This is a genomic window from Rosenbergiella australiborealis (assembly GCF_018494035.1).
Classification (GTDB): Bacteria; Pseudomonadota; Gammaproteobacteria; order Enterobacterales; family Enterobacteriaceae; genus Rosenbergiella; species Rosenbergiella australiborealis.
Genome location: NZ_JABBFO010000009.1, coordinates 90572 through 115193, shown reverse-complemented (window position 1 = coordinate 115193; position 24622 = coordinate 90572). Strand labels below are relative to the sequence as shown.

The 24622-nt window shown below is 44.6% G+C and carries 23 protein-coding genes; 16 read left to right on the top strand and 7 right to left on the bottom strand.

Annotation, left to right across the window (positions count from 1 at the left end):
- The first annotated feature begins 12 nt into the window (after nucleotides 1-12).
- The 9 genes from atpH (at nucleotide 13) to HGT73_RS10635 (ending at nucleotide 10029) form a co-directional block, all read left to right on the top strand.
- Complete coding sequence (gene atpH / locus HGT73_RS10675; RefSeq protein WP_214214662.1) at nucleotides 13-546, top strand: F0F1 ATP synthase subunit delta; 534 nt, start codon at nucleotides 13-15, stop codon at nucleotides 544-546.
- Nucleotides 547-560: 14 nt separating this feature from the next.
- Nucleotides 561-2102: a F0F1 ATP synthase subunit alpha gene (gene atpA / locus HGT73_RS10670; protein WP_214214660.1), complete on the top strand. Its 1542-nt coding sequence runs from the start codon at nucleotides 561-563 to the stop codon at nucleotides 2100-2102.
- Nucleotides 2103-2153: 51 nt separating this feature from the next.
- A complete protein-coding gene (gene atpG / locus HGT73_RS10665) occupies nucleotides 2154-3020 on the top strand; it encodes a F0F1 ATP synthase subunit gamma (protein ID WP_214214658.1) in 867 nt (288 codons plus the stop codon).
- A gap of 30 nt (nucleotides 3021-3050) precedes the next feature.
- Nucleotides 3051-4448, top strand: coding sequence for a F0F1 ATP synthase subunit beta (atpD, locus tag HGT73_RS10660; protein WP_214214657.1), 1398 nt, complete (start codon nucleotides 3051-3053; stop codon nucleotides 4446-4448).
- A gap of 23 nt (nucleotides 4449-4471) precedes the next feature.
- On the top strand, nucleotides 4472-4891 hold the full coding sequence (locus HGT73_RS10655) for a F0F1 ATP synthase subunit epsilon (RefSeq protein ID WP_214214655.1): 420 nt from the start codon (nucleotides 4472-4474) through the stop codon (nucleotides 4889-4891).
- Between the two features lie 154 nt (nucleotides 4892-5045).
- Nucleotides 5046-6422, top strand: coding sequence for a bifunctional UDP-N-acetylglucosamine diphosphorylase/glucosamine-1-phosphate N-acetyltransferase GlmU (glmU, locus tag HGT73_RS10650; protein WP_214214654.1), 1377 nt, complete (start codon nucleotides 5046-5048; stop codon nucleotides 6420-6422).
- Nucleotides 6423-6457: 35 nt separating this feature from the next.
- Nucleotides 6458-8290: a glutamine--fructose-6-phosphate transaminase (isomerizing) gene (gene glmS, locus HGT73_RS10645; protein ID WP_214214653.1), complete on the top strand. Its 1833-nt coding sequence runs from the start codon at nucleotides 6458-6460 to the stop codon at nucleotides 8288-8290.
- 316 nt (nucleotides 8291-8606) lie between these two features.
- Nucleotides 8607-9041 carry an AAA family ATPase gene (locus HGT73_RS10640; RefSeq protein WP_338110777.1) on the top strand — a complete coding sequence of 145 codons (435 nt, stop codon included), beginning with the start codon at nucleotides 8607-8609 and terminating at the stop codon, nucleotides 9039-9041.
- A 157-nt stretch (nucleotides 9042-9198) separates the two neighbouring features.
- Nucleotides 9199-10029 (top strand): alpha/beta fold hydrolase, encoded by an 831-nt coding sequence (locus HGT73_RS10635; protein ID WP_214214645.1) that lies wholly within the window; start codon nucleotides 9199-9201, stop codon nucleotides 10027-10029.
- A gap of 779 nt (nucleotides 10030-10808) precedes the next feature.
- Here HGT73_RS10635 and HGT73_RS10630 read toward each other — a convergent pair.
- From HGT73_RS10630 to HGT73_RS10610, 5 genes are read right to left on the bottom strand one after another with little or no spacing between them, the layout of a single operon-like run.
- Entirely contained in the window at nucleotides 10809-11336 is a 528-nt protein-coding gene (locus tag HGT73_RS10630; protein ID WP_214214643.1) for a fimbrial protein, read from the bottom strand.
- Nucleotides 11337-11349: 13 nt separating this feature from the next.
- Nucleotides 11350-12426, bottom strand: a complete 1077-nt coding sequence (locus tag HGT73_RS10625) for a fimbrial protein (RefSeq protein ID WP_214214641.1) — start codon at nucleotides 12424-12426, stop codon at nucleotides 11350-11352.
- 10 nt (nucleotides 12427-12436) lie between these two features.
- A complete protein-coding gene (locus HGT73_RS10620; RefSeq protein WP_214214639.1) occupies nucleotides 12437-13177 on the bottom strand; it encodes a fimbrial biogenesis chaperone in 741 nt (246 codons plus the stop codon).
- Nucleotides 13178-13192: 15 nt separating this feature from the next.
- Entirely contained in the window at nucleotides 13193-15643 is a 2451-nt protein-coding gene (locus HGT73_RS10615) for a fimbria/pilus outer membrane usher protein (protein ID WP_214214637.1), read from the bottom strand.
- Between the two features lie 51 nt (nucleotides 15644-15694).
- Entirely contained in the window at nucleotides 15695-16252 is a 558-nt protein-coding gene (locus tag HGT73_RS10610) for a fimbrial protein (RefSeq protein ID WP_214214635.1), read from the bottom strand.
- A gap of 798 nt (nucleotides 16253-17050) precedes the next feature.
- Here HGT73_RS10610 and HGT73_RS10605 point away from each other — a divergent pair.
- The 4 genes from HGT73_RS10605 to HGT73_RS10590 all read left to right on the top strand — a co-directional run bounded on the left by HGT73_RS10605 (nucleotide 17051) and on the right by HGT73_RS10590 (nucleotide 21219).
- Complete coding sequence (locus tag HGT73_RS10605) at nucleotides 17051-17557, top strand: phenolic acid decarboxylase (protein WP_214214633.1); 507 nt, start codon at nucleotides 17051-17053, stop codon at nucleotides 17555-17557.
- A 343-nt stretch (nucleotides 17558-17900) separates the two neighbouring features.
- Complete coding sequence (locus HGT73_RS10600; RefSeq protein WP_214214631.1) at nucleotides 17901-19493, top strand: carboxylesterase/lipase family protein; 1593 nt, start codon at nucleotides 17901-17903, stop codon at nucleotides 19491-19493.
- 209 nt (nucleotides 19494-19702) lie between these two features.
- On the top strand, nucleotides 19703-20377 hold the full coding sequence (locus tag HGT73_RS10595; protein ID WP_214214629.1) for a hypothetical protein: 675 nt from the start codon (nucleotides 19703-19705) through the stop codon (nucleotides 20375-20377).
- 344 nt (nucleotides 20378-20721) lie between these two features.
- On the top strand, nucleotides 20722-21219 hold the full coding sequence (locus HGT73_RS10590) for a DUF1543 domain-containing protein (RefSeq protein WP_214214628.1): 498 nt from the start codon (nucleotides 20722-20724) through the stop codon (nucleotides 21217-21219).
- A 217-nt stretch (nucleotides 21220-21436) separates the two neighbouring features.
- Here the strand turns inward: HGT73_RS10590 and HGT73_RS10585 are convergent, their stop codons facing one another.
- A complete protein-coding gene (locus tag HGT73_RS10585; protein WP_214214625.1) occupies nucleotides 21437-21658 on the bottom strand; it encodes a hypothetical protein in 222 nt (73 codons plus the stop codon).
- Nucleotides 21659-21930: 272 nt separating this feature from the next.
- Between HGT73_RS10585 and HGT73_RS10580 the strand changes: the two genes are divergently transcribed.
- From HGT73_RS10580 to HGT73_RS10570, 3 genes are all read left to right on the top strand, one after another.
- On the top strand, nucleotides 21931-22380 hold the full coding sequence (locus HGT73_RS10580; protein WP_214214624.1) for a DUF4385 domain-containing protein: 450 nt from the start codon (nucleotides 21931-21933) through the stop codon (nucleotides 22378-22380).
- Between the two features lie 96 nt (nucleotides 22381-22476).
- Nucleotides 22477-23331 (top strand): alpha/beta hydrolase, encoded by an 855-nt coding sequence (locus HGT73_RS10575; protein WP_214214623.1) that lies wholly within the window; start codon nucleotides 22477-22479, stop codon nucleotides 23329-23331.
- A 113-nt stretch (nucleotides 23332-23444) separates the two neighbouring features.
- Nucleotides 23445-24245, top strand: coding sequence for a glucose 1-dehydrogenase (locus HGT73_RS10570; RefSeq protein ID WP_214214622.1), 801 nt, complete (start codon nucleotides 23445-23447; stop codon nucleotides 24243-24245).
- Between the two features lie 45 nt (nucleotides 24246-24290).
- Here the strand turns inward: HGT73_RS10570 and HGT73_RS10565 are convergent, their stop codons facing one another.
- Nucleotides 24291-24554 carry a hypothetical protein gene (locus HGT73_RS10565; RefSeq protein ID WP_214214621.1) on the bottom strand — a complete coding sequence of 88 codons (264 nt, stop codon included), beginning with the start codon at nucleotides 24552-24554 and terminating at the stop codon, nucleotides 24291-24293.
- Nucleotides 24555-24622 lie beyond the last annotated feature (68 nt).

Sequence of the window (24622 nt, the reverse complement as noted above, 5' to 3'; positions counted from 1 at the left end):
AGGAAGGGGCTGATGTCTGAACTTATTACTGTAGCTCGCCCCTACGCCAAAGCAGCTTTTGACTTTGCTGTTGAGCACCAAGCTATTGATCGCTGGCAGAGCATGCTAGCATTTGCCGCAGAAGTCGTTCGTACGCCGCAGCTCGCTGACTTACTTTCAGGTGCAACCGCTCCTGAAAAAGCAGCTGCTACGGTGAACGCTGTGTGTGGTGATCAGCTTGATGCCCATGGTCAGAACCTGGTGAAGGTAATGGCTACAAATGGTCGTTTGACCGCGCTTCCTGCAGTTTTGGAAAGCTTTATTCAATTACGTGATGCGTATGAAGCAACGGCGGAAGTCGACGTTATCTCTGCAAGCGCATTGAATGAAGCGCAACTGGCTAAAATCAGTGCTGCGATGGAAAAACGTTTATCACGCAAAGTTAAGCTGAATTGCAAAATCGATAAGTCTGTAATGGCAGGCGTCATCATCCGTGCGGGTGATACGGTCATTGACGGAAGTATCCGTGGCCGTCTAGATCGTCTGACAGACGTCTTGCAGTCTTAAGGGGACTGGAGCATATGCAACTGAATTCCACCGAAATCAGCGAACTGATCAAGCAGCGTATTGCTCAGTTCGATGTAGTGAGCGAAGCTCACAATGAAGGTACTATTGTTTCTGTAAGTGACGGGATTATCCGTGTTCATGGCATTACTGATGTCATGCAGGGTGAGATGATTGCCCTACCGGGTAACCGTTATGCTATCGCACTGAACTTAGAGCGCGACTCTGTTGGTGCAGTAGTAATGGGTCCTTACGCTGATCTTGCCGAAGGCATGAAAGTGAAGTGTACTGGCCGTATTTTAGAAGTTCCTGTTGGACGTGGCCTGCTAGGCCGTGTTGTTAACACCCTAGGCGCACCTATCGATGGTAAAGGACCTGTTGAAAACGACGGTTTCTCTCCAGTTGAAATGATTGCACCAGGCGTTATCGACCGTCAATCTGTTGATGAGCCTGTACAAACAGGTTACAAAGCAGTTGATGCGATGATTCCAATCGGCCGTGGCCAGCGTGAGCTGATCATCGGTGACCGTCAAACCGGTAAAACGGCAATGGCGATCGATGCAATCATCAACCAACGTGACTCAGGCATCAAATGTGTGTATGTCGCTATCGGTCAAAAAGCCTCTACTATCTCGAACGTTGTTCGTAAATTAGAAGAGCACGGTGCGCTGTCTAACACTATCGTTGTTGTCGCTTCTGCTTCAGAATCAGCAGCACTGCAATATCTTGCGCCTTATGCAGGATGTGCGATGGGTGAATACTTCCGTGACCGTGGTGAAGACGCACTGATCGTTTATGATGATCTGTCTAAGCAAGCTGTTGCTTACCGTCAAATTTCACTGTTGCTACGTCGTCCACCAGGACGTGAAGCATTCCCTGGTGATGTTTTCTATCTCCACTCTCGTCTGCTAGAGCGTGCTTCACGTGTTAGCGCTGAGTATGTTGAAAACTTCACTAAAGGTGCAGTGAAAGGTAAGACCGGTTCATTAACCGCGCTGCCAATCATCGAGACTCAAGCGGGTGACGTTTCTGCGTTCGTTCCGACTAACGTAATTTCTATTACCGATGGTCAGATCTTCTTAGAATCGAACTTGTTCAACTCCGGTATCCGTCCTGCCGTTAACCCAGGGATCTCTGTATCTCGTGTGGGTGGTGCAGCGCAGACCAAAATCATCAAGAAACTGTCTGGTGGTATTCGTACCGCACTAGCACAGTATCGTGAATTGGCAGCATTCTCCCAATTCGCCTCAGATCTTGATGAAGCGACACGCAAGCAATTAGATCACGGTCAGAAAGTGACTGAATTGCTGAAGCAAAAGCAATACGAGCCAATGTCTGTTTCTCAACAGGGTCTGGTTCTGTTTGCGGCTGAGCGTGGCTTCTTGGGTGATGTTGAACTGTCTAAGATCGGCAGTTTTGAATCTGCTCTGTTAGCCTATGCCGCTCGTGAGCATGCGGAACTGATGCAGGAAATCAACCAATCTGGTAATTACAACGGCGAAATCGAAGAGAAGTTTAAAGCTCTCCTCGAAACGTTCAAGAAAACCCAGTCCTGGTAATGTCTTGCGGCTTGCTGATAAAGCAGGCCGCCTGACTTTGAGGAGAAGCTCATGGCCGGCGCAAAAGAGATACGTAGTAAGATTGGAAGCGTAAAAAATACGCAGAAAATCACCAAAGCGATGGAAATGGTAGCCGCCTCCAAAATGCGTAAATCGCAGGAACGCATGGCTGCCAGCCGTCCGTATGCAGAGACTATTCGCAAAGTGATCGGTCACTTAGCGTTAGGAAATCTGGAATACAAGCACCCTTACCTGGATGAGCGTGACGTTAAGCGCGTCGGCTATTTGGTCGTTTCTACTGACCGCGGGCTTTGTGGTGGCTTGAACATTAACTTGTTCAAAAAGTTAATGACTGAAATGAAAGCATGGTCTGATAAAGGTGTTCAGAGTGATCTGGCGATTATCGGATCGAAAGGGCTGTCATTTTTTAAAGCTGTCGGCGGTAATATCGTCGCTCAAGCGAGTGGTTTAGGTGATAAACCTGCATTGGCCGATATCATTGGTCCAGTACAGGTCATGTTGCAGGCCTTCGACGAAGGTCGTATCGATAAGCTTTATGTCGTTAGCAATAAATTTAACAACACGATGTCCCAGACCCCAACCGTTACCCAGATGCTGCCGTTACCGCCAGCTGAAGGCGAAGCAGAGTTGAAGGCGAAAACGTGGGACTACCTGTACGAACCCGATCCGAAAGCGTTGCTGGATACTTTGCTGCGCCGTTATGTCGAATCTCAGGTTTATCAGGGTGTCGTGGAAAACCTGGCCAGCGAGCAGGCCGCACGTATGGTGGCGATGAAAGCTGCAACCGATAACGGCGGAGAGCTGATCAAAGAGCTCCAGTTGGTTTACAACAAAGCTCGTCAGGCCAGCATCACCCAGGAACTTACCGAGATCGTCTCGGGGGCCTCCGCGGTTTAACCAGGTAACGAATTAGGTAGAGGATTCAAGATGGCAACTGGAAAGATTGTCCAGATTATCGGCGCGGTCGTTGACGTCGAGTTCCCTCAAGATGCAGTACCGAAGGTATATAATGCTCTTGAGGTTAAAAATGGTGACGCTCGCTTAGTGCTGGAAGTTCAACAGCAGCTGGGTGGTGGTGTCGTTCGTACCATTGCAATGGGTACTTCTGATGGCCTGAAGCGTGGTCTTCAGGTGACTGACTTGGCTAAACCTATTCAGGTTCCAGTCGGTAAAGCAACTCTCGGACGTATCATGAACGTTCTTGGCGAACCTATCGATATGAAAGGTGACATCAAGAACGAAGACGGTAGCACTGTGGAAGTTAACGCTATCCACCGCGCTGCACCAAGCTACGAAGAGCTGGCGAACTCCACTGAGCTTCTGGAAACGGGTATCAAGGTTATTGACTTGATCTGTCCGTTTGCGAAGGGGGGTAAAGTTGGTCTGTTCGGTGGTGCGGGTGTAGGTAAAACCGTAAACATGATGGAACTGATCCGTAACATCGCGATCGAGCACTCAGGTTACTCAGTGTTTGCCGGTGTGGGTGAGCGTACTCGTGAAGGTAACGACTTCTATCACGAAATGACTGACTCTAACGTTATCGATAAAGTAGCGCTAGTATACGGTCAGATGAATGAGCCACCAGGAAACCGTCTGCGCGTTGCGCTGACCGGACTGACTATGGCTGAGAAGTTCCGTGACGAAGGTCGTGACGTGCTGTTGTTTGTTGACAACATCTACCGTTACACCCTAGCCGGTACCGAAGTTTCAGCACTGTTAGGTCGTATGCCTTCAGCAGTAGGTTACCAGCCAACCTTGGCAGAAGAGATGGGTGTTCTTCAAGAACGTATCACTTCGACTAAAGCGGGTTCAATCACCTCTGTTCAAGCGGTCTACGTTCCTGCGGATGACTTGACTGACCCATCACCTGCGACCACCTTTGCTCACTTAGATTCAACAGTGACACTGAGCCGTCAAATCGCATCTCTGGGTATCTACCCAGCGGTTGACCCACTGGATTCTACCAGTCGTCAGCTGGATCCATTAATCGTGGGTCAAGATCACTATGATACGGCACGTGGTGTTCAGTCATTACTGCAACGTTACCAAGAGCTGAAAGATATCATTGCTATCCTTGGGATGGACGAGCTGTCTGAAGACGACAAACTGCTAGTTTCTCGTGCTCGTAAGATTCAGCGCTTCCTGTCTCAGCCGTTCTTCGTTGCGGAAGTCTTTACTGGCGCACCAGGTAAGTATGTTTCTCTGAAAGATACTATCCGTGGCTTTAAAGGCATCATGGAAGGTGAATTCGATCACCTGCCAGAACAAGCTTTCTATATGGTCGGTGCCATTGAAGAAGCTGTTGAGCGTGCGAAGAAACTGTAATCACAGTTTCCAGGAGAATAGTTATGGCTAAAAGTTATCACCTGACTGTTGTTAGCGCAGAGAAAGAGATGTTCTCGGGTGCTGTACAACATATCCAGGTGTCAGGTAGCGAAGGTGAGCTGGGTATTTTTCACGGCCATACTCCGTTACTGACCGCCATTAAGCCTGGTTTGGTTCGTATCGTTAAACAAGATAACAGCGAAGAGATCATTTATCTCTCCGGCGGCATCTTGGAAGTTCAGCCTAATGACGTTAACGTGATGGCGGATACCGCTATCCGTGGTGAAGATTTAGATGAAGCGCAAGCGCTTGAAGCGAAGCGTCACGCTGAAGAGTCAATGAGCAAAAACAACACCGATGTTGATTATGCTCTAGCGTCTGCGGAACTGGCGAAAGCGATTGCCAAGCTGCGGGTCATTGAACTGACCAAAAAAGCGATGTAATCAGGCCTAGTGCTCTGAATCATGCCAGCCCTTACCGGCTGGCATTTTTTTTGTCGTTTTTCTTAACAATATCTAATTTTAGTCAGCGTCATATGGTGTATTCTGTCCCGCAAAGCGAATAACCTTTCAAGTGAACAAAAGAATTAGGATCTGTATGTTTAATGAAGCGATGAGTGTCGTGATCCTTGCTGCTGGCAAGGGGACCCGGATGTACTCCGACCTACCCAAAGTGTTACATAGCTTGGCAGGAAAGCCGATGGTGCAACACGTCATTGATACAGCCAAAGTTCTTGAGGCGAAAAATATCCATCTTGTTTATGGTCATGGTGGGGAGTTACTTAAAGCGCGCTTAACCGATCCGGCACTGCACTGGGTATTGCAAGCAGAACAGCTAGGAACAGGGCATGCCATGCAGCAGGCCGCTCCAGCTTTTGGGGATGATGAAGATATCCTTATGCTGTATGGAGATGTTCCCCTAATTGCCGAAGAGACCTTACGTCGGTTACGGGAAGCTAAACCGCAAGGCGGCATTGCCCTACTTACGGTTATTACCGATAATCCTACCGGCTATGGCCGCATTCTGCGTGACAATACGACGATCACCGGCATTGTTGAACAGAAAGATGCCTCATCGCAACAGCTCACAATCAAAGAAGTGAATACCGGTATATTACTTGCCAACGGCGCCGATCTTAAACGATGGTTAAGCCAGCTGAACAATAACAATGCCCAAGGTGAATACTATATTACCGATATTATTGAGCTTGCTTACCGTGAAGGCCGAGACATTTGTGCAGTACACCCGACTAAACAGAGTGAAACGGAAGGTGTGAATAATCGTTTACAGCTTTCACAATTGGAGCGTATCTATCAACGAGATCGTGCGGAACAGTTATTATTAGCCGGGGTGATGCTACGCGACGCCGCGCGGTTCGACCTGCGCGGTAATTTGACTCATGGCCGCGATATCGATATCGATTGTAATGTAATTATCGAAGGTGATGTCGTGCTGGGCAACAACGTCAAGATTGGTGCTGGCTGTATCATCCGTAACAGCGTGATCGGTGATAACTGTGAAATTAGCCCTTACAGCGTGATTGATGGCGCTGAGTTATCAGCGCAATGTACTGTCGGGCCTTTTGCTCGCTTACGTCCAGGGTCTGAACTCGCGGAGCAGGTTCATGTTGGAAATTTCGTTGAAGTTAAAAAGTCGAAGTTAGGCAAAGGCACAAAAGCGGGCCATTTAAGCTATCTCGGCGATGCGACGATTGGCAGTGATGTGAATATCGGCGCAGGGACTATCACCTGTAATTATGATGGTAAATATAAGTACCAAACGGTAATTGGTGACCAGGTGTTTGTGGGATCAGATACTCAACTTATTGCACCGGTTACGGTCGGTGACGGCGTGACTATTGCTGCGGGAACTACGGTGATGCGTGATATTGCCCCAGCATCGTTAGCCTATAACGCTAAAGAGCAGTTAAGCAAAGCCGGTTGGCAGCCCTCAAGAAAGAAAAGCCATTCGTGAAAACGGCTTATATTCAAACAGTTTAGGATAATGCTATGTGTGGAATAGTGGGTGCGGTAGCACAACGTGATATTGCTGAAATTTTAGTAGAAGGTCTGCGTCGTCTCGAATATCGCGGTTATGATTCTTCTGGCTTGGCAGTGGCTGACCAACAGGGCCATTTAACCCGAGTGCGTCGTTTAGGTAAGGTACAAGCGCTGGTGGATGCTCTTGAGCAACAACCGGTGGCAGGTGGCACAGGAATTGCCCATACGCGTTGGGCGACACATGGGGTTCCCTCCGAAGTAAATGCTCACCCTCATGTATCCCATAATATTGTATTGGTCCATAACGGTATCATTGAAAACCACGATGAGCTACGCCCGCAGCTTCTCGCTGAAGGTTATACCTTTACCTCCCAAACAGATACCGAAGTGGTTGCTCACTTAGTCCACCAGCAGCAGAAACTTCATGGTGGTTCGTTACGGGAAGTGGTTCAGCGTGTGATAAAACTCCTGCGCGGTGCGTATGGCATGGTCATTATGGATAGCAACGACCCCTCAGTACTAGTAGCTGCCCGTTCAGGTAGCCCGTTAGTGATTGGTTTGGGGGTTGGTGAGAATTTTGTGGCATCCGACCAGCTGGCGTTACTACCGGTCACGCGTCGCTTTATCTTTTTAGAAGAAGGTGATGTGGCTGAGGTCACTCGCCGTACCGTCTCTCTATTTCAACGTGATGAAACGCCGGTTACCCGTGCGGTGATTGAGTCTTCTGCGCAATATGATGCGGGAGATAAAGGCCTTTATCGTCACTATATGCAAAAAGAGATCTACGAGCAGCCGATTGCCATTAAAAATACCTTACAAGGGCGTTTTCACGATGGGCAGATCGATCTTAGCGAATTAGGTGAAGCCGGCCTAGCCTTACTTGCGCGTGCCAAGCATATTCAAATTGTTGCCTGTGGGACCTCTTATAATTCAGGATTAGTGTCGCGTTATTGGTTTGAAGCGATCGCCTGCGTGCCTTGTGACGTCGAGATTGCGTCAGAATTTCGTTATCGCAAATCGGTCGTCCGCCCAGACAGCCTACTGATCACATTATCGCAGTCTGGCGAAACGGCGGACACCCTTGCAGCACTGCGCTTATCTAAAGAGATTGGTTACTTAGGGTCATTGGCTATTTGTAACGTTAACGGTTCTTCATTAGTTCGCGAATCGGATATGGCGTTAATGACCAAAGCGGGTACTGAGATTGGTGTTGCCTCGACCAAAGCTTTTACTACGCAATTAACCGTGCTGTTGATGCTGGTGGCACAAATGGCACGTCTAAACGGCAAGCCAGAAACGGTCGAGCATGAGATTATCCATGCACTTCAAGCCTTACCCGGACGTATTGAACAGTTTTTATCAAAAGATAAAAATATCGAAAGCCTGGCGGAAGACTTCTCAGATAAACACCATGCGCTGTTTTTAGGCCGTGGTGATCAATATCCTATCGCGATGGAAGGAGCATTGAAGCTTAAAGAGATCTCCTATATCCATGCGGAGGCTTATGCCGCAGGCGAGTTAAAACACGGCCCGCTGGCGCTAGTCGATGCCGATATGCCGGTGATTATCGTTGCGCCGAATAACGAGCTACTGGAAAAGCTGAAGTCAAACATTGAAGAAGTGCGTGCACGGGGTGGTTTACTCTATGTTTTCGCCGATCAAGATGCTGGGTTCAACGATAGCCCGAATATGAAAATCATTCCTCTACCGCATGTCGAAGATGTTCTTGCACCCATTATTTATACTATCCCGCTGCAATTACTTTCTTACTATATTGCACTAATTAAAGGGACGGATGTCGATCAACCGCGTAATTTAGCGAAATCGGTGACGGTGGAGTAGCGGTAAGGACAAATGCAGCTTTAAAGATGGGATGACAGAAGAGTTATAAAATGAAAAAAGCTCAGTTTTGCTGGTTGAAAAGCATACTGGGCTTTTTTTATAGATAGATCTTAGCAGTCCCTTTCCGAACATTAAATTGTGCGCTGCATTAAAGAAGGCTATGTACGGTGAAATTATAGTTTTATAAAAAATTAAAGTTTGATGAAACTCATTAGAGCTCAATATTTTTATCAAGCTGCGCAATCAATAATCAATAATCAATAATCAATAATCAATAATCAATAATCAATAATCAATAATCAATAATCAATAATCAATAATCAGAGATCAGACAATCATCGCCGGAAACGCTTTGCCATGGCGAGACAAGGTGGCTTTTTCAGAATTAATGCTCAGCTGGGAATTGCGCTCTTGGCATCTAGCCGTAGATAGTAAGCACCCTTATTTCTTCGATAGGCGGATTCCTGATATTGCTGGCTATCTCACAACCTGTGACATCCCTATCCCTAAGCATATAGAAAAAGCCATCAGTCTATTTCGTTATGCCAGAACTGTATTTATAGCCCCTCCTTGGAAAGGTATATTCGTACAGGACGCGGAAAGGAAACAGTCCTATAGGGAGTCAGTCAAAACATTTGATGCAATGGTTGAATGCTACAATCGATACAAATACGAGCTTATAGAATTACCACGTACTCGAGTAGAGGAACGAGCTGAATTTATTTTATCTAGTTTGGATGACCGTATCTAAAAAATGGCAATATCGTGATCAGTATGTTGCCGAATGATTTAACATAACCCATTAAAGTGGACGCTTACAGCCGTAGCTATAAATGGGTATCTCATGTTGCAATCTTTTCTATACTTACTACGTTTATAATAAACATACTAAGATGAAGGGGTAACAGATGAGTTACGTAACAACTAACGATGGCGTGGAAATTTACTATAAAGACTGGGGTCCGAAGGACGGGAAAGTGATTTATTTTCACCACGGATGGCCTCTAAGTAGCGATGATTGGGATGCACAAATGCTATTCTTCGTGAATAAGGGTTTCCGTGTTGTCGCGCACGATAGACGCGGGCATGGCCGCTCTAGTCAAGTTTCTGATGGCCATGACATGGATCATTATGCCGACGATGTTGCTGCGGTCGTAAAACACCTTGGGGTCGAAGGTGCAATGCATGTTGGTCACTCAACTGGTGGCGGAGAAGTCGTCCGTTACATTGCTAGACATGGCGAAGATAAAGTATCAAAGGCTGTTTTAATTAGTGCAGTACCTCCGATCATGGTCAAGACTGAAACAAACCCTCAAGGTTTAGACAAATCGGTATTTGATGGCATGCAAGCTCAGTTAGCCGCAAACCGTAGTCAGTTCTATTATGATGTACCAGCAGGACCATTTTATGGGTTCAATAGAGATGGAGCGCAACCTTCCCAAGCCGTTATCTATAACTGGTGGCGTCAAGGAATGATGGGATGTGCAAAAGCACACTATGACGGCATTGTAGCGTTCTCTCAGACGGATTTTACTGACGACCTGAAAGGTATTTCCATTCCTGTGCTCGTTATCCACGGAGATGATGATCAAGTGGTTCCTTATGATGACTCTGGCAAGTTATCCGCGTCATTAGTCAAAAACGGAAAACTGCATACTTACCAAGGTGCTCCGCATGGTATCCCTACCACTCATGCTGAGAAGGTAAATAAAGATCTCCTAGATTTTATCAATAGCTAAACTTAGTGATTAATAACCGAACGATCGTTATGAATGATAGTTCGGTTAGTTCTTTGCATGACCTATTTAACACAAGGCCTTCTTACGCATACCGCTCAAACGCCTTAGAATCGGTTAAATAAATCCTGATCCTATGAATCGTTATTCATCCAAGTGACTGACGGATTATTTCAGGTTTATTTAATGACCGAATCCACGAGATTCTGTCAGTTCACTGCTTTAAAACGGTAAAGTAATAAACCTAATCAGTAATATTATGTTGCTTGATAAAATATGAAACTTCAATGTTTTTTATTAAACTATAATGTCACTGTCCATTAGTTCTATTTACTGTATCAGTGTGGCTGATATATAGAATTTTTTCTCTATTATTACTTAAAAATTGTGAATGATTATGGTTTCACAATGAATTATCGAGTTTAGGTTAGCGTTAATAACATCCTTCCAATACCTGAAGTTCTTAGTCAGGTGTTGGGCCTCGATATCGTTATATTTGAAGAAATGGTCAATTCCTCTGAAATTATAATGACTAAGTATGGCGACCAAACACTCCATGATGTCCAAATAGTCTCTGCGGGAAACCTGACTCGAGTAATATTCTTGTCAGAAGACCTCTAGTCGTTGGCAAAAAGGAAAAATAGTACGTAAATCTACTTTAGAACCATTTTATCATTCCACCGCTTTAAAGAAAAAAGCCCAGAAAATTAAGCTGGGCTTTTTGAATACTGTCCGCAGAAGCAGAAAAGGCCGTACTCATACCGACTCTTTTTCTTGAACGGTCAAAGATACTCAATCATATAATTTAGCGTGGCATGAAATTTACCTGGCATCATTGTTTTTCCTGCGATAGGAACGACAGTCGCCTTATATTTTAGCGCCATTGTATCTTGGTTGATCTTATGGGCCTTCGTGGGCTGATTCAGGCGGATCGGGGTATCGTCACCTTCGGTAAATGTTAATCCGAGTCCTGGATCACTCTCTCCGTCATCGGATTCAGTGATGATGTGATCCGCTTGATTAGGCACTTCGTTTCCTGAAAAAACCACCGTTAAATGCTGATAAATACTGTTATCACAATTTTTTAAATGAATCGAAAAAGGAACGGTGCGACGCGAGCCTGAGGCCAACTCTTGAACAAAAAATCGCTTGAGATCAATATCGCGATCCGCATTATCAATTTCACAGGCTTGAGCAATCACTCTGCCCTTAATGGTCAGATCTCCCCCTTCGGTAGTGACCGTTTTGCCTTTAGCCATGAAAGAAAATAGGCAACAAAAACCCCATAGGGTGAGTGTGAGTAACTTCATCGATATACTCTGATTAATTAAAGTCGATAATAATGGAGGCGCTTGTTTCAAACTCACCTTCAGGAACCGCGTTGCTAGCAGGATCAGCAATCGGCGCTGCGGATAACTGCCATAGAGCGGTATGCTCGCTATATTGATTTCCCTCGTGGGTGAGCTGATAACGTTGCTCGGGAACGACAACCCCTGCAGGCTGGCGAAGAACTACCCCTAAAGCACTGTGATCCCCCGAACCTTGGGTGGCAAAATATTGGTGATTAAAAGCGGCTGTACCGGCTGCGCCAGGTTTAATCGAAGCTTGTAAAAGTAAATTCCCCGACATAAAGCTACCGCCGGCACAGCGAATTTTTACATTAAAGGGCTGGGCATAAGCGTTCCCATCTAAACGTTTACTGTTTGCGGGGATATCCCCTAAATTAACTTCGATGGGTAGTCCGTCGTTAATAACACAACGATCTTGTATCGATATTTTCCCTGCAGGTAAGACAAGTTCAGAAATCGGTTGAGGGCCAAATGCCGAAGAGGTCTTTCCCGTGCGGGCATACAGTTTCGTTAATACTGTCCGGTCGACTGACGCGCCATTCACGAAATTATCGAGCATTAAAAAAGTGAGTCGGCCTCGTGACCCTGTGGATACCGTCGTGACGGTACCGTTATCGCTAGGATGGCATTGCTGAGCAACACTTGCGCTATTCTCGACATTATTAAACGGAACGGTGACTAATCCTTTGCCAGAAATAAAGATTTCAATTTTAACGGCCAAAAATTCATTAATACGATAAAAATCTTTATAGCCGGGTACTTCGGTTAGTCCTGGCGCTATATCCGCACGAAAATATGTGTGCTGAATGCCTGCCATCTCGGTTGAACAGTAGCGTTTTGCCGAATACTGACTGCCGAGATTATATTCTTTCGGCGAAGACTGGCCGCCCTGCGTTGTACCAGGCGAAAAAATATTTTCTAAGTTTGGTAAACTGGGGCTATATGCCCCACCATCAGGGATAACTTCACCATCTATATAAGCATACGCACTGGCAGAATATAGGCCAAAACAATATAGGCTTAAAACAACTGCCTTAGTTAGAAAATTCATGGAAATACCCTTATTTCACTGCGAGGCACTGTTGACCTTGGCAATGAAAAGGGATCATCGGATGGCCGCCAAAATCGTTTACATAAAAAAGATAAAAATCGCTGACCATTGACTGATGGGTACCGAATTCAGCTTTCCCGAAAGGCGCTAATGTTAAGCCGGTAAAATCGGTGAGCATTTTATTATTATCAATGGATTTGTCTTTTGATAGCCCAAGCAGTATCACGTAATACGGTGTAGGGTTGGAGACTTGCCATTTCTTATCAGAGAGCCGGGTAAACTGTAATTTTTCCTGCCAAGGTTTAGTGTGTATCTGGGTTTTTAACGACTCAGGGCGGTAAAACACTTTAATTCTCGACTGTAATGTCATCTGCAAGGTATTAGTATGTTTAGGTTTCGGTGGGATTTCACGAACATTGAGATAAAACATCGTCTCACGATCCTGTGGTAACTGCTTGGCACCGGGTAGCACATTTATTTGAACACTCTCCTTCTCTCCAGGATCAATACGTTGGATCGGTGGTGTCACAATTAAAGGTGTGGTGATTTTTTGGTGATCGCTATTTTCCATCCAGCTTTGTGCTAAGAAGGGAAGCTCTTTATTGTTATTCACTAATTCAGCACTCGCCGATCCCTCTGCGGCATCGATAATTATACGAGTACGATCAATAGAAATACCCGCATAGGCATTGAGGGTACATAGGGTTAAAACGACGCTACCCATTAGGCGTCTACATAGAGTTAATTTCATCTTTAAATCCTAATATTATGAGAGTGGACTGACGCTGCCAGTCGGGACTGTAATAGAGTGTTTTTTATGGTTTTCGTCGGTACTGATGAGCTTTTCACCTGGGTGAACGCCGGTTAACCAGACCATACCGTTATCGTCACTGATACCGACGGTTTGACCTGCCATATTGACCAATTCCGTTCCTAAGGTCAGCGGCTGATTATTTTCATCGGTAAGCGCTAAATAGAAATTAGAACCGCCACGGACATCAAAATGTTCATAACCGATAGCGCCTTCCGTTAACGTAATACTGCGCACCGTGTGCTGGCTATGGCGCTTAGCGGTTAATGAATCGCTATCAATATGAGTATCAATCGTTTGATAGCTCATCACGCCAGGCAATACGGCTAACCCCATGCCGTTACTACGTGCTTGATGATGATTAAAGGTAATTCCACTTATATGATTGGTATCCGCCAAGATACGCGTATCATTGCCGGTATAGCTGCCACCATTAGTGCCAATACCATAGCGAGTCAGAATGGCATTGCCTCTCAAGGAGACGGCACCATAAATACCTTGTTGTTCTTGGTAATTAAGGCTGGACTCGACATCGGCTAATGACGAATGATGATGATAGATCCCATCAGCTTGTACTCTTCCTACCGATGAACGGCCAGTCCGAATTCGCCAAAAATCCTGTTCATTGATATAGCTGCTATAACTGGTCGCAAGCGTAGTGCTTTTACCGTTATGCTGCATATCATAGCCAACTCTTCCCGTCTCGCCGAATGGCACGCTAAGCGTCAGAGATAGGCTGTTCTCGGACTGTTTTTCAAAACTTGAGTGATAAAAAGAAAGCCCAGTTGTCACTGGATAATAAGTCCACAACATAAAAGTATGTCCAAGGGACACACCATAGTTTGATTGGCGTTTCTGATCCCAATAATAATTACGCTGATAATTCAGATAGAGAGATGTACGCCATTGCTGAGAGTCTTCCCAGAGGGTGGTATTCGTAATCAGCCTAATTTGTTGTTTATCACGATGATCATGCTGTCCAGGTAAATACTTTTCATTGATGTAATAACTTAAGCTACGGAAATTACCATCGCTAAAGCGGTAACCCGCCAAGGTTACTGAGCTATTTATCCACTCTATCCTTCGTGAGTAGTTAATATGAAAAGAGTGACCTTTTAAGGACTGGTTTTCTTTAGGTAAGCTGCTATTAGAATGGATGACATCAAAAGATAATGCACCCCATTGCTTAAAATCTCGACCGATACCTATTGCTGCTGCGTAATACTCGCTGCCCGCCAGTTGCCCGCCACCATAAAGTGAAAAACCATTGCTAATACCGTAAGAAAAATCCCCGGAATAAAGGTTACCGCCATAGGTTTTATGCACTTTATCCGCGAGGCCGGACGCACGACCAGTATAGACGTGGTATCGCACCTGACCGGGGCGAGTTAAGTACGGTAGACTCGACGTTGCGACTTGAAATGTCCTGACTTCACCGGTTTGCTCAGTAATTTTTACGTCTAGCACTCCACGCAGGCTTGAGGGTAACGTCGTAATATTAAATGGTCCTGCAGCAACATGTGTTTGATATAACACTTGTCCTTGGTGCATGATGGTGACCAAAGCATTCGTTTGTGCAACCCCTCTAACCTCTGGTGCATATCCCTGCAGATCGGGAGGTAACATACGTTCGTCAGACGTTAGACTCATTCCGGTCAAACGAATATTATCGAAGAGATCAGAATCTAAGGTGATCTCGCCAACATTCATTTTTGCATTTAATGCACGTACCGGTGTAAAAGCGTAGAGTTGTTGCCAGCTAAAATGATGCTGTTGCTCTTGCGTACTACTTTGATAAGCTGCGCGCAATCGCCAGCTTTGAACATTAGCGCCGACTTGTCCATAGGCAGAAATATTCTGGCGGTCATGCTGAGAATCAAGTGAATGAGTGACTTCTGCATTGGCATTATAGTCAACGATAAAGCCATTGATTCCATCATCCCAGTTTTCAGGGAGTGTCCAGTCACTGTTAGTGTATTTTAGCCATATTTGGGGGATATTAATAATTAGCTGGCCATTTTTATTTTTTATACTAACGCCTGGGATTTTCGATATATCAACGCGACCATTTTTAACTGCCATTACATAGGACAGCGCTTTTTTATTTAAGGTTAATTTTGGTAAGAAGGATGACTTAATCAACGGCGTACTTTTATTACTCTCTCCCTCCTCACTGTAATAGATAGAAGACTCTCCAATTTCTCGGCTATTGACCACAACGGTTAGATGATACTGACCCGGCGCAATATAGTTTCTGACCGTAAATCGTTCCGGATGTAACGTGCTTCGATCGCTCATATCAATCATGTCAGTATTGAACTCAAGGCCTGCTTCGGCAGCATCGGCGAGCGAGTGCATTAATGACAGTAATAATACGAGAGATAAATGATAATCGTTAATTTTCATAGTCGGCCAAGAGATAGACCAAGTGGTCTTCTCACTTGGCCTATTTTCTAATTAGTTATAATCAATTTGGAAATTGATAGTCGATTCAAACTGACCTGGTGTCGGGATGATTTCTTTTGCTACACGTTGGACGTAAGCTTTGAATGGAATACTATTATCACCGTTAACTAGGTTAGTTACCGACGTTGCCTCACCCCAAGTCACCGTTTTTCCATCATGGGCGATCAAGCCAATACCCGCACCGGATGCATCACCGGTAGTGAAAGCGGCCAAACTTGAGTTCGCCTCTTCATTTTGCGCAGGGGTATAGGTCACCGTGGCATGTTTCAGCGTTGTTGTGTCACAGCCTTGCAGTTCGATATTTTTCTCCGTTAACCCAACATGTGTATCTGGTGTAAGAGAGCCGATAGGAATTTGTCCAAATTCAACCTCGATAGGGTCTTGTCCCGGTTTTAAACCACAAGTTGAAGCGACCAATTCACCGGAGAAATGAATTTTCCCGGTAGTCGGAACATTTGTATTATCAGTCGGGGTTTCACCATCCGCTAATGCAGCATGCGAAAAAGTTAATGCCATAATTACAGCACCCAGTGTTAGCTTAAAATTCATTTAATTTTGCCTTGGTAAAAATACGTAAATAATTAACTCATCGTACTTACAGTTTTTTTAATTATTAAGTCGATGGGTCGGCTTGGGGGCGGAAATATAATGTTAGCCAATAGATTAGGCAATAGTTAATTTACGTTATTAACTACTTCGGAGCTTTGTATGAATAATGTTAAGATTATTACAGAAAAACTGGTGTTTATCTCTAGTTTTTTGGTTTAAATTGGTTTTTTATACTATTATTTCCATTAATCATAGTTCTTTATTGTTTTGTTGATGTGAATCAAGTTTTGCAGGCTCTTTTTATTATTGGGGTGCGTTTAGTTAGCGTGGAAATTATCCCATCGGTTAATATCATTGTGTATTATTTCTTATAAATTAAAATGGTGTACTTTAATCGCCGATTTTTTTTAATATTAATAATATTAATTATAAATATTTTTTTAATATTATAATTACGCTTTATAGGCATAGTTGGAGTGATTAACTCATTTCGTTTGTCGGGAGATTTGGCTACAACCGGAAATCAGATAATGTGGTAGATTTTTCAAGATCTGAGTCATCAATATGTTCCTTTGGCGCCGAATAAATCAGAATGATTTTTCTGGAAAAACGCTAAATCCGTGGCCAGTTTTTCTTGACCACTACAGATACCTCCGCGTATGGCTAAAATAGGGAAGAAATCGTTACTCCTTTTACGATATTTTTAACCTTCTGGATTTGCTGAGGAACCGAGTTTGGCTCACACTTAAGGTGTGAAGACTGATTTAACTCTCCTTCAACATTCAAGAGGTCCATCTTATGGAGTCATCGAAAGATTTATCAGCGTTTATCGGCACGCATTTTGTGTATACCTATGATAATGGCTGGAAATATGAATGGTATGCCCGTAACGAAAATAGCTGCGACTACCGGATCCATCAAGGTCTAGTGGGTGGAAGATGGGTCACTCATCAGCAAATGAATGCGGTACAGTTCGCACCTGGTATTTATAAAGTCGATTGGCATGAACCCACCGGTACTTGTGTCAGTTTACTGTTCGATATGAACCGTGAGCTTGTTCACGGCACGATATTCTTTCCTCAATGGATTGCAGGAGAAGGCCAGCACCCTGAAAAAACGATTTGTTATCAAAACGAATTTATTGATGATATGAGAAAATTTCGTGATGAAGGGCCAGCATACCCTTATGTCATTATTCCTGAGTTTGCAAAAGTCACTTATATGAAAAACGAAGGTGCTAATAATGATGAGGTTATCAATAAAGCGCCTGGTCAATTACCCGGTAACTATTTCGATAATAAATAACCTGATAGAGTGTAAGTAGATAAACATTATTGAATAATTAATTATGAATGACTTAATACACGTAAAATAGGGTTATAAGATGAGCATAGAAATTTGATTCATTTCACCATAAATAATACTACAGTCGTAGTATTATTTATCATGCAGTATTAGCTGAAACTCATCCTAAAGCGAGTCGTAGGCTGGCGATATAGGCCAGATAAATCTTACCTATCCTCCTATGCCTACCCAGTCCGCTATGCTTAAGTAGAGTATTACCGAATTAAGTAGTATGAAATTTTAGTCTTGTTTTTAATTTATCACTATGATTTTAAAAATCATTTTAAATTTTTAAGGGGGCGTTGTGCATACATATCAAAAAGTAGGGCTGTGTTTATTACTCGGTACGTCGTTATCATCAACTGCATGGGGTAGTGGCAAGGTAGACAGCCCGGTAGTCCCGATTAGCACTGGTGACGTTCAAGGTACTGAACAGGACGGGGTCGTAGCATTTCTTGGTATTCCTTATGCAAAACCACCCATTGGTTCGCTCAGATGGCGTGCTCCGCAGCCACTCACGGCGTGGACAGGGGTTAAAAAAGTAGATAGTTTTGCTTCTGATTGCATGCAAAAACCTTTTGAGGGCGATGCAGCGCCGATGGGTACTCAGCCTTCTGAAGACTGTCTCTATCTTAATGTTTGGAAGCCGGCAGCAAAAAGTGATCAAAAACGTCCAGTTATGGTTTGGATCTATGGTGGGGGCTATGTCAATGGCGGCTCTTCAACAGCGATTTATAATGGTGAGAGTTTTGCTAAATCTGGCGTGGTGATGGTCAGTTTTAATTACCGTGTCGGACGTTTTGGTTTCTTTGCCCACCCCGCACTAACCGCTGAGGCAGGAAAAGATGAACCCTTAGGTAATTATGGGTATATGGACCAAATTGCTGCACTAAAATGGGTAAAAGAGAATATCCATCAGTTTGGCGGTGATGATAACAACATCACGGTATTTGGCGAATCTGCGGGCGGAGCTTCAGTGTTAGATCTCATGGCGTCGCCTGCTGCTCAAGGACTATTCAATAAAGCTATCGTCATGTCAGGGGGCGGACGTGGAAGTCTTTTACCGATGCGTGACTTATCCTCGTCTCACAATGGGTTAGCCTCGGCTGAAACGGTCGGTATCGATTTTGCGAAATCGATGGGTATTACGGATACGGGTGCGCAAGGATTAGAAAAACTTCGCGCACTGCCTGCGAGCAAAATCGTTGACGGCCTAAACATGGGATCAATGGCCGGGAGTAACACCTATGTCGGTGGCCCAATTCGCGATGGTAAAATTGTCATTAACCCCGCAAGTCAACGATTTGCTGAAGGAAAGCAAGCTAAAATCCCACTGATCATCGGTGCGACGAATGCTGATTTAGGTTTTCCGACCACTAAAAATAAAGACGAAATCTTTAATTCATTCGGTGCAGAGAAAGAGAAAGCAAGAGCGATTTTCGATCCTAATGGTCACCTTAGTGGACAGGAATTAGCAGCAACTATCGCCCGTGAAAGAATGATGATTGAACCTGCACGTAATATCGCACGGTTAGTGAGTGCTACGAATATTCCTGTTTATGCTTATCGTTTTTCTTACGTCGCTGAGACTATGAGAAAAGAGTGGCCGGGCGCTCCTCATGCTTCAGAATTACCTTATATGTTTAAAACATTGCCGGCACGGTTTGGTAATAACGTCACGCAAAGTGATTTCGCAACCTCGAATGCCTTACATGATTATTGGGTCGACTTTGCGAAGACTGGCCACCCGACAGCCAGTAATCTTGCTGAATGGCCGGTTTATTCACCCACTAGCGATAAGCTGTTAGATTTTGGTGATCATCATATCCAGGTAGTACAAGATCCTATCAAAGCTCAGCTTGATCTCATTGCCGAAACTTCATCAGTTAAAGAGTAGATTAACTATAAAAAAAACCACCTGAAATTTTAAAGGTGGCTTTTTATAAATTAATTTTTCCTTTTTATATTGTTTTGGTTTGATTGATTTATTAATGATTAGCCTATTAGGGTTTTTATAGTAAGCCAATAAGTTGGCAATATTGTTTTTATTTAAATCAAGATAATGTATAGTAGGTTTTTTAAAAGTAGATATAAGGAATTATCTAATTGAAAAAAGTTAAAGGAATAACTATTTCATGTGTTTTATTATTGTCGGCATGTGCTTCTACACAGAAAACAGACGAAGTCTCTGCACAGAATGGTAGTAGCGTTCCAATATTTATTGGTTTTATTGATGAGGATTTAAATAATGATCGCTACGCTGATAATGTATTGCGTGAAGTAACCCCGACCCATACTGGTGTAGGGTTAGGTATTAATATATTAGCCTCTGTGTTATCCAAAGGATTATCAGTGACTACCTTTACTAAAGAAAATTTGAGAGGTAACCAAATTTCCTCACTACCTGAACCGACAAAGTTCTACTTAACACCAAAAGCTAAGCCTATCATTTCGGACTGGTTAGAGAAAAATACTCAAGGTTATCAATATAAAAATGTTCTAAATATTGGCGCAGCCAAGTGGTTATTAGTGTATCAAGATTTAAGTAGTAACAACTCTAATTATGAATTACGTTATACAGTTAAATTCTATAAAAAACCGGAAAATAGTAATATATTCTCGTCATATATTATCTCTGACTGCACACCAAAACCTGAGGTGGCAACACTGACTGACTGGCGAGCTAATAATTATATGCTTGTTCAGGAAACTACGCGAAAATATATGGATTTTTGCTTGCTACAACTCGAGAATCAGCTACCAAGGTTACTTAAGCACTGATAATTGCATTACTATCTCTTAGTCGCCTACGAATAAGCGATAGCTAGGGTCATATTATAAATATTCTTTAAGCTCGGACTTTAACACTAGCATGACCGCACCATCAGTGCCGCGGTTATGCTAGTCTCCATTATTACTCCCCGCATCCATTTAAATAAATTTATTTACCCAATAATAGCCTTAAAATATATCTATCATAAGAAATAGTGATAATTATAATGTTAAAAGAGTAACGCTAAGGGTATGTTGTTTCATATCAGTGAGTCACCAGAAAAAGTTAGTATCTATAAGTTCCATTTTAGTAATACGCTGTTATGATTATTTATTTACGCAGTGGAGTAATTATGCACTTATTTATGTTTTACGTTGGTGGTAACGCGGGTAAATCAAATATTGAGGTCCATGATATCCAATTCGTTGCGGCAAGTACCCCCGAGGAGGCTTGGCCGGCGCTGAAAGCGGTTTGGTACGGAGATAAAAATAAAATTCATATCGATGGCTATACCCGAATTACCTGGGTTGATGGTTATCGGATCACGCTTAGTGATAAGCCGAGCAGCTCAACACTGAAGCTATTTTTTGTTAATGTCGGTGCCTACCGAGCAGACTCCTTAGCAGAACTTCACGAGTTCGATCTTTTTGTCGCTGAGACCCCACAACAAGCAAAAAAACAAGCCTTGGCCCGTCTTCTAAAGGGGGCTGCTCAGCAACATAAAGATAATCTAAAGGATGTGGATAATTGCCTCTTACTGGATAAAGTGGGCGACTATTATTTACAGCTCACCCCGGATGCAAATGGAACTCCGGATCTTCCGGCATGGCAGGGCTATCAGCCGATTTAATAGGATCAATAACGTGAGCACGGGAGCACTATGGTGAGTGGTATAAATGGTATTGCCATTTTACTCGGTGCCAAAAGCCCTGGTGCGTGTTTCTTTTTCCATACTTCACATTGTGACATTACGCATCCCTCTACGGTTCGTCTTTGCTTGAACATAAACGCTGATCGGTGCAAGCGATGACAACATGGGGACTTTGCATTGCGCTAATCGTGGTCAGTCACTCACGCCATAACTGAATGACTGACGGGGCGGCAAAGCCTTCGGCTTTAATCAGTGCGATGAGTGCCGTGACCTTATTACGCAGAACGCTAGCGTCTATCACCTCTCTTCCTGCTCGACCCAGAATATCTTGATTGAAACCGGCGATAGCGAGTTTCGTCGCCGGTAATGAGCCGCTGAAAATAAGTACGCCAATAAATCCGTTTATCCACCCAGTCAAAATGGGGGAAGATTTTTTTTCTTGCCCCTCTTCGATTATTGCCCTGTCGCCGACCTAAGGTTAATGTGATGTTAATCTGTAACCTAGCATGAAATGACGGCGATAAGTCAACGAGTTGAAGGAAATAAGCGGGATAAAACCGCATAGCGTTAATTCTTACTAACCATCCACGGGTTACAGCACCATCATTGACCGGGGTATGCAGCTTGAGCTAGCGATGACAATCAACCGCTATACTCAAGGAACCATTTTGCGCGGTAGGACGTCTGGGGATGAAAAAATTCAATTATCAGCAAGATTTTTCAACTATCGATTTTCGCAAAGAGCCAGAGCGTTATCAGGTCGGGCGTGGAGAACAGGGCGTCTTGATGGTAGAGCCTTATAAAAGTGAAATTCTCCCGTATTGGCGCTTTAAAGATGTCGCAAGCGCGACGGCCTCGGCCAAAAAAATTATGCAACTGTTTGAAGAGTATCGGAAAAAAGACGATTTCGTGGGCATGGATATGGCGCGTAAATTTATCCAGATGGGCTATACCCGTGCTCGGCGCTATGCGAATCACCCCGGTGGTAAAAAATATGATGAAAATCGCGAGATATTGCCCTATCAACTTAACGAAGAGAAAGCCGCAGCGGCCAAGATTTTTAAACAGTCTTGGGATCAGCTGAGAGCCGATAGCGACTATCTGCAGCGTAAAAAAAAGCATCAACAGCAATTCGGCTGAGTTAATGACATAGTGTTAGAGGGTAATTGGCGCGGCTTGTCTTAGTTTTACCCTAGTTCGATAATCTCTATAAATCAATAACTTTCAGAGGATGCCATGCTAGGTCTTTTTAAGAAATCAGTCGTTATCGCACTGTTTGTGTTGAGCTCACCGAGTGTTTTTTCTAGGCCAAACATGGCGCCGCTTGGCCCGTCTATCGCCGATAGCGGATCGCACTACTACCGTTTTAGGTCTTATCAGATAGCGTCGGTCGATAAGCAGCGTCATTATAAAGTGTGGGTGGCGGTACCGAAGAAATCGGCTCCTCAGCAGGGCTACCCGATTCTCTATATGCTTGACGGTAATTCGAGCCTAAACCGTCTCGGTGAATCACCGCTGCAGGCGATGAGTGAGAAACATCCCGCTGTGCTGGTCTTTGTTGGCTATGATACCCCGTTACCGTTCGACCTCGCTGCGCGAGCTTTTGACTACACCCCTCCCTTAAATGATCCTCAGACACAGAACCATATGCTGGGGCGGGGTAGGGTTGGAGGGGGAAGCTCGATTTTTCGCTCATTGTTAGAGAAAGAAATTATTCCTCTCAGTGAGGCCTCCTTACCGATAAACCCCGCCCAGCGTTCGTTATGGGGTCACTCGTACGGTGGATTGTTTGTCTTAGATACTTATCTCCACTCCCATCAGTTTCGTCATTATTTTGCGGCAAGCCCCTCGCTAGACCAAGGGTACCAATGGTTATTGAATGATATTGTGGGGCAAACGGCTAATCCTGCCTCCTTAACCATTATGCTCGGGCAGACCTCGAATCGCTCACCAACCATTGATATCCGCCAGCAGAAGGCGAAATGGGCGCAACAGCGTTTGGCAATCTCGATCGTTAACTATCCAGGATTAAGTCACGGGGCCATGTTCGGGGCATCGTTACAAGATACTCTGAAAGCGGTTAGTCAGTAGCGCTTGATGTTCCGCGTGGCAACACGACTTTTTGCGAGCATGATCAAATTTCCTATCCTGTCCTATACTCATTAGCACGCTTTCCATTTGTTAAGATTCGCTCAGGAGTCATCATGCATATTTCGTTAGATAAGCAAGTCGCCCTCGTCACTGGCGCCAGTTCAGGATTAGGGTATGCTTGCGCCAAAGGTCTCGCTGCGGCTGGAGCCAGTGTGGTCATTAATTATAATAGCCAAGCGGAACCTGCCGAAAAGCTGGCTGCAGAGATTCGTCAGCAGGGGGGGCAGGCCATTGCGGTGCAAGGCGATGTCTCCTCTCAAGACGATGTTAATCATCTAATTGCTCAAGCTGTGGAGAACTTCGGTGGCTTAGATATCTTGGTCGCTAACTCCGGCCTACAAAAAGATGCACCGATTGGTGAGATGACACTGCAAGAGTGGCAAAAAGTTATTGATGTAAACTTAACCGGTCAATTTTTAACAGCCCAAGCCGCATTGCTGCAATTCAGAAAACAGAAGGGCCAGCGTCAGGTTAGCCGAGCAACCGGTAAAATTATTCATGTCAGCTCTGTCCACCAAGTCATCCCGTGGGCCGGACACGTCAATTATGCCGCCTCGAAAGGGGGTGTCGACCTATTGATGCGCAGTATCGCGCAAGAAGTTGGTGAAGAGCAGATTCGCGTAAACTCGATTGCACCTGGTGCGATTGCGACGGCGATTAATGCTGAAAATACGGAAGGCGACGCGGCGAAAAAACTCCTTGAGTTGATCCCCTATGGCCGTATTGGTGCTGCAGAGGATGTCGCCAATGCAGTGGTCTGGTTGGCGAGTGACCTCTCTGATTATGTACATGGTACCACGCTGTTTATTGATGGCGGGATGACCTTGTATCCGGAGTTTAGAGGTAACGGCTAGCGATTATCCCCGCTGACGATTTGGTCAGCGGGATCTTAGAGAGATCTACTTCGTTATTTGATCGAAATAGAGCATGCTTACGCCTAAGCTCTGTTGTGCCCCCTTCACATTATCCCGTAACCCCACTTGCTGAGCTCCTTGCAATGCGACAACGAAGGGTGAGTCCTGCATAACCGTGGCTTGGATCTCTCGGTACAGTTCGCGCCGTTTGGTGGCATCACTTGTCGCTGCGGCCTGCTTGGTCAGCTGACTGAGCTGTGGAATCGACCAGCCGACCCGCCAGGCCAAGGTCTTAGGCCCATTTGCCACGTTATTTAATTAATCGAACGATTCTTAATTGTAAGCAGATAGCCATAATCAGTGAGGGAATAGCGCAA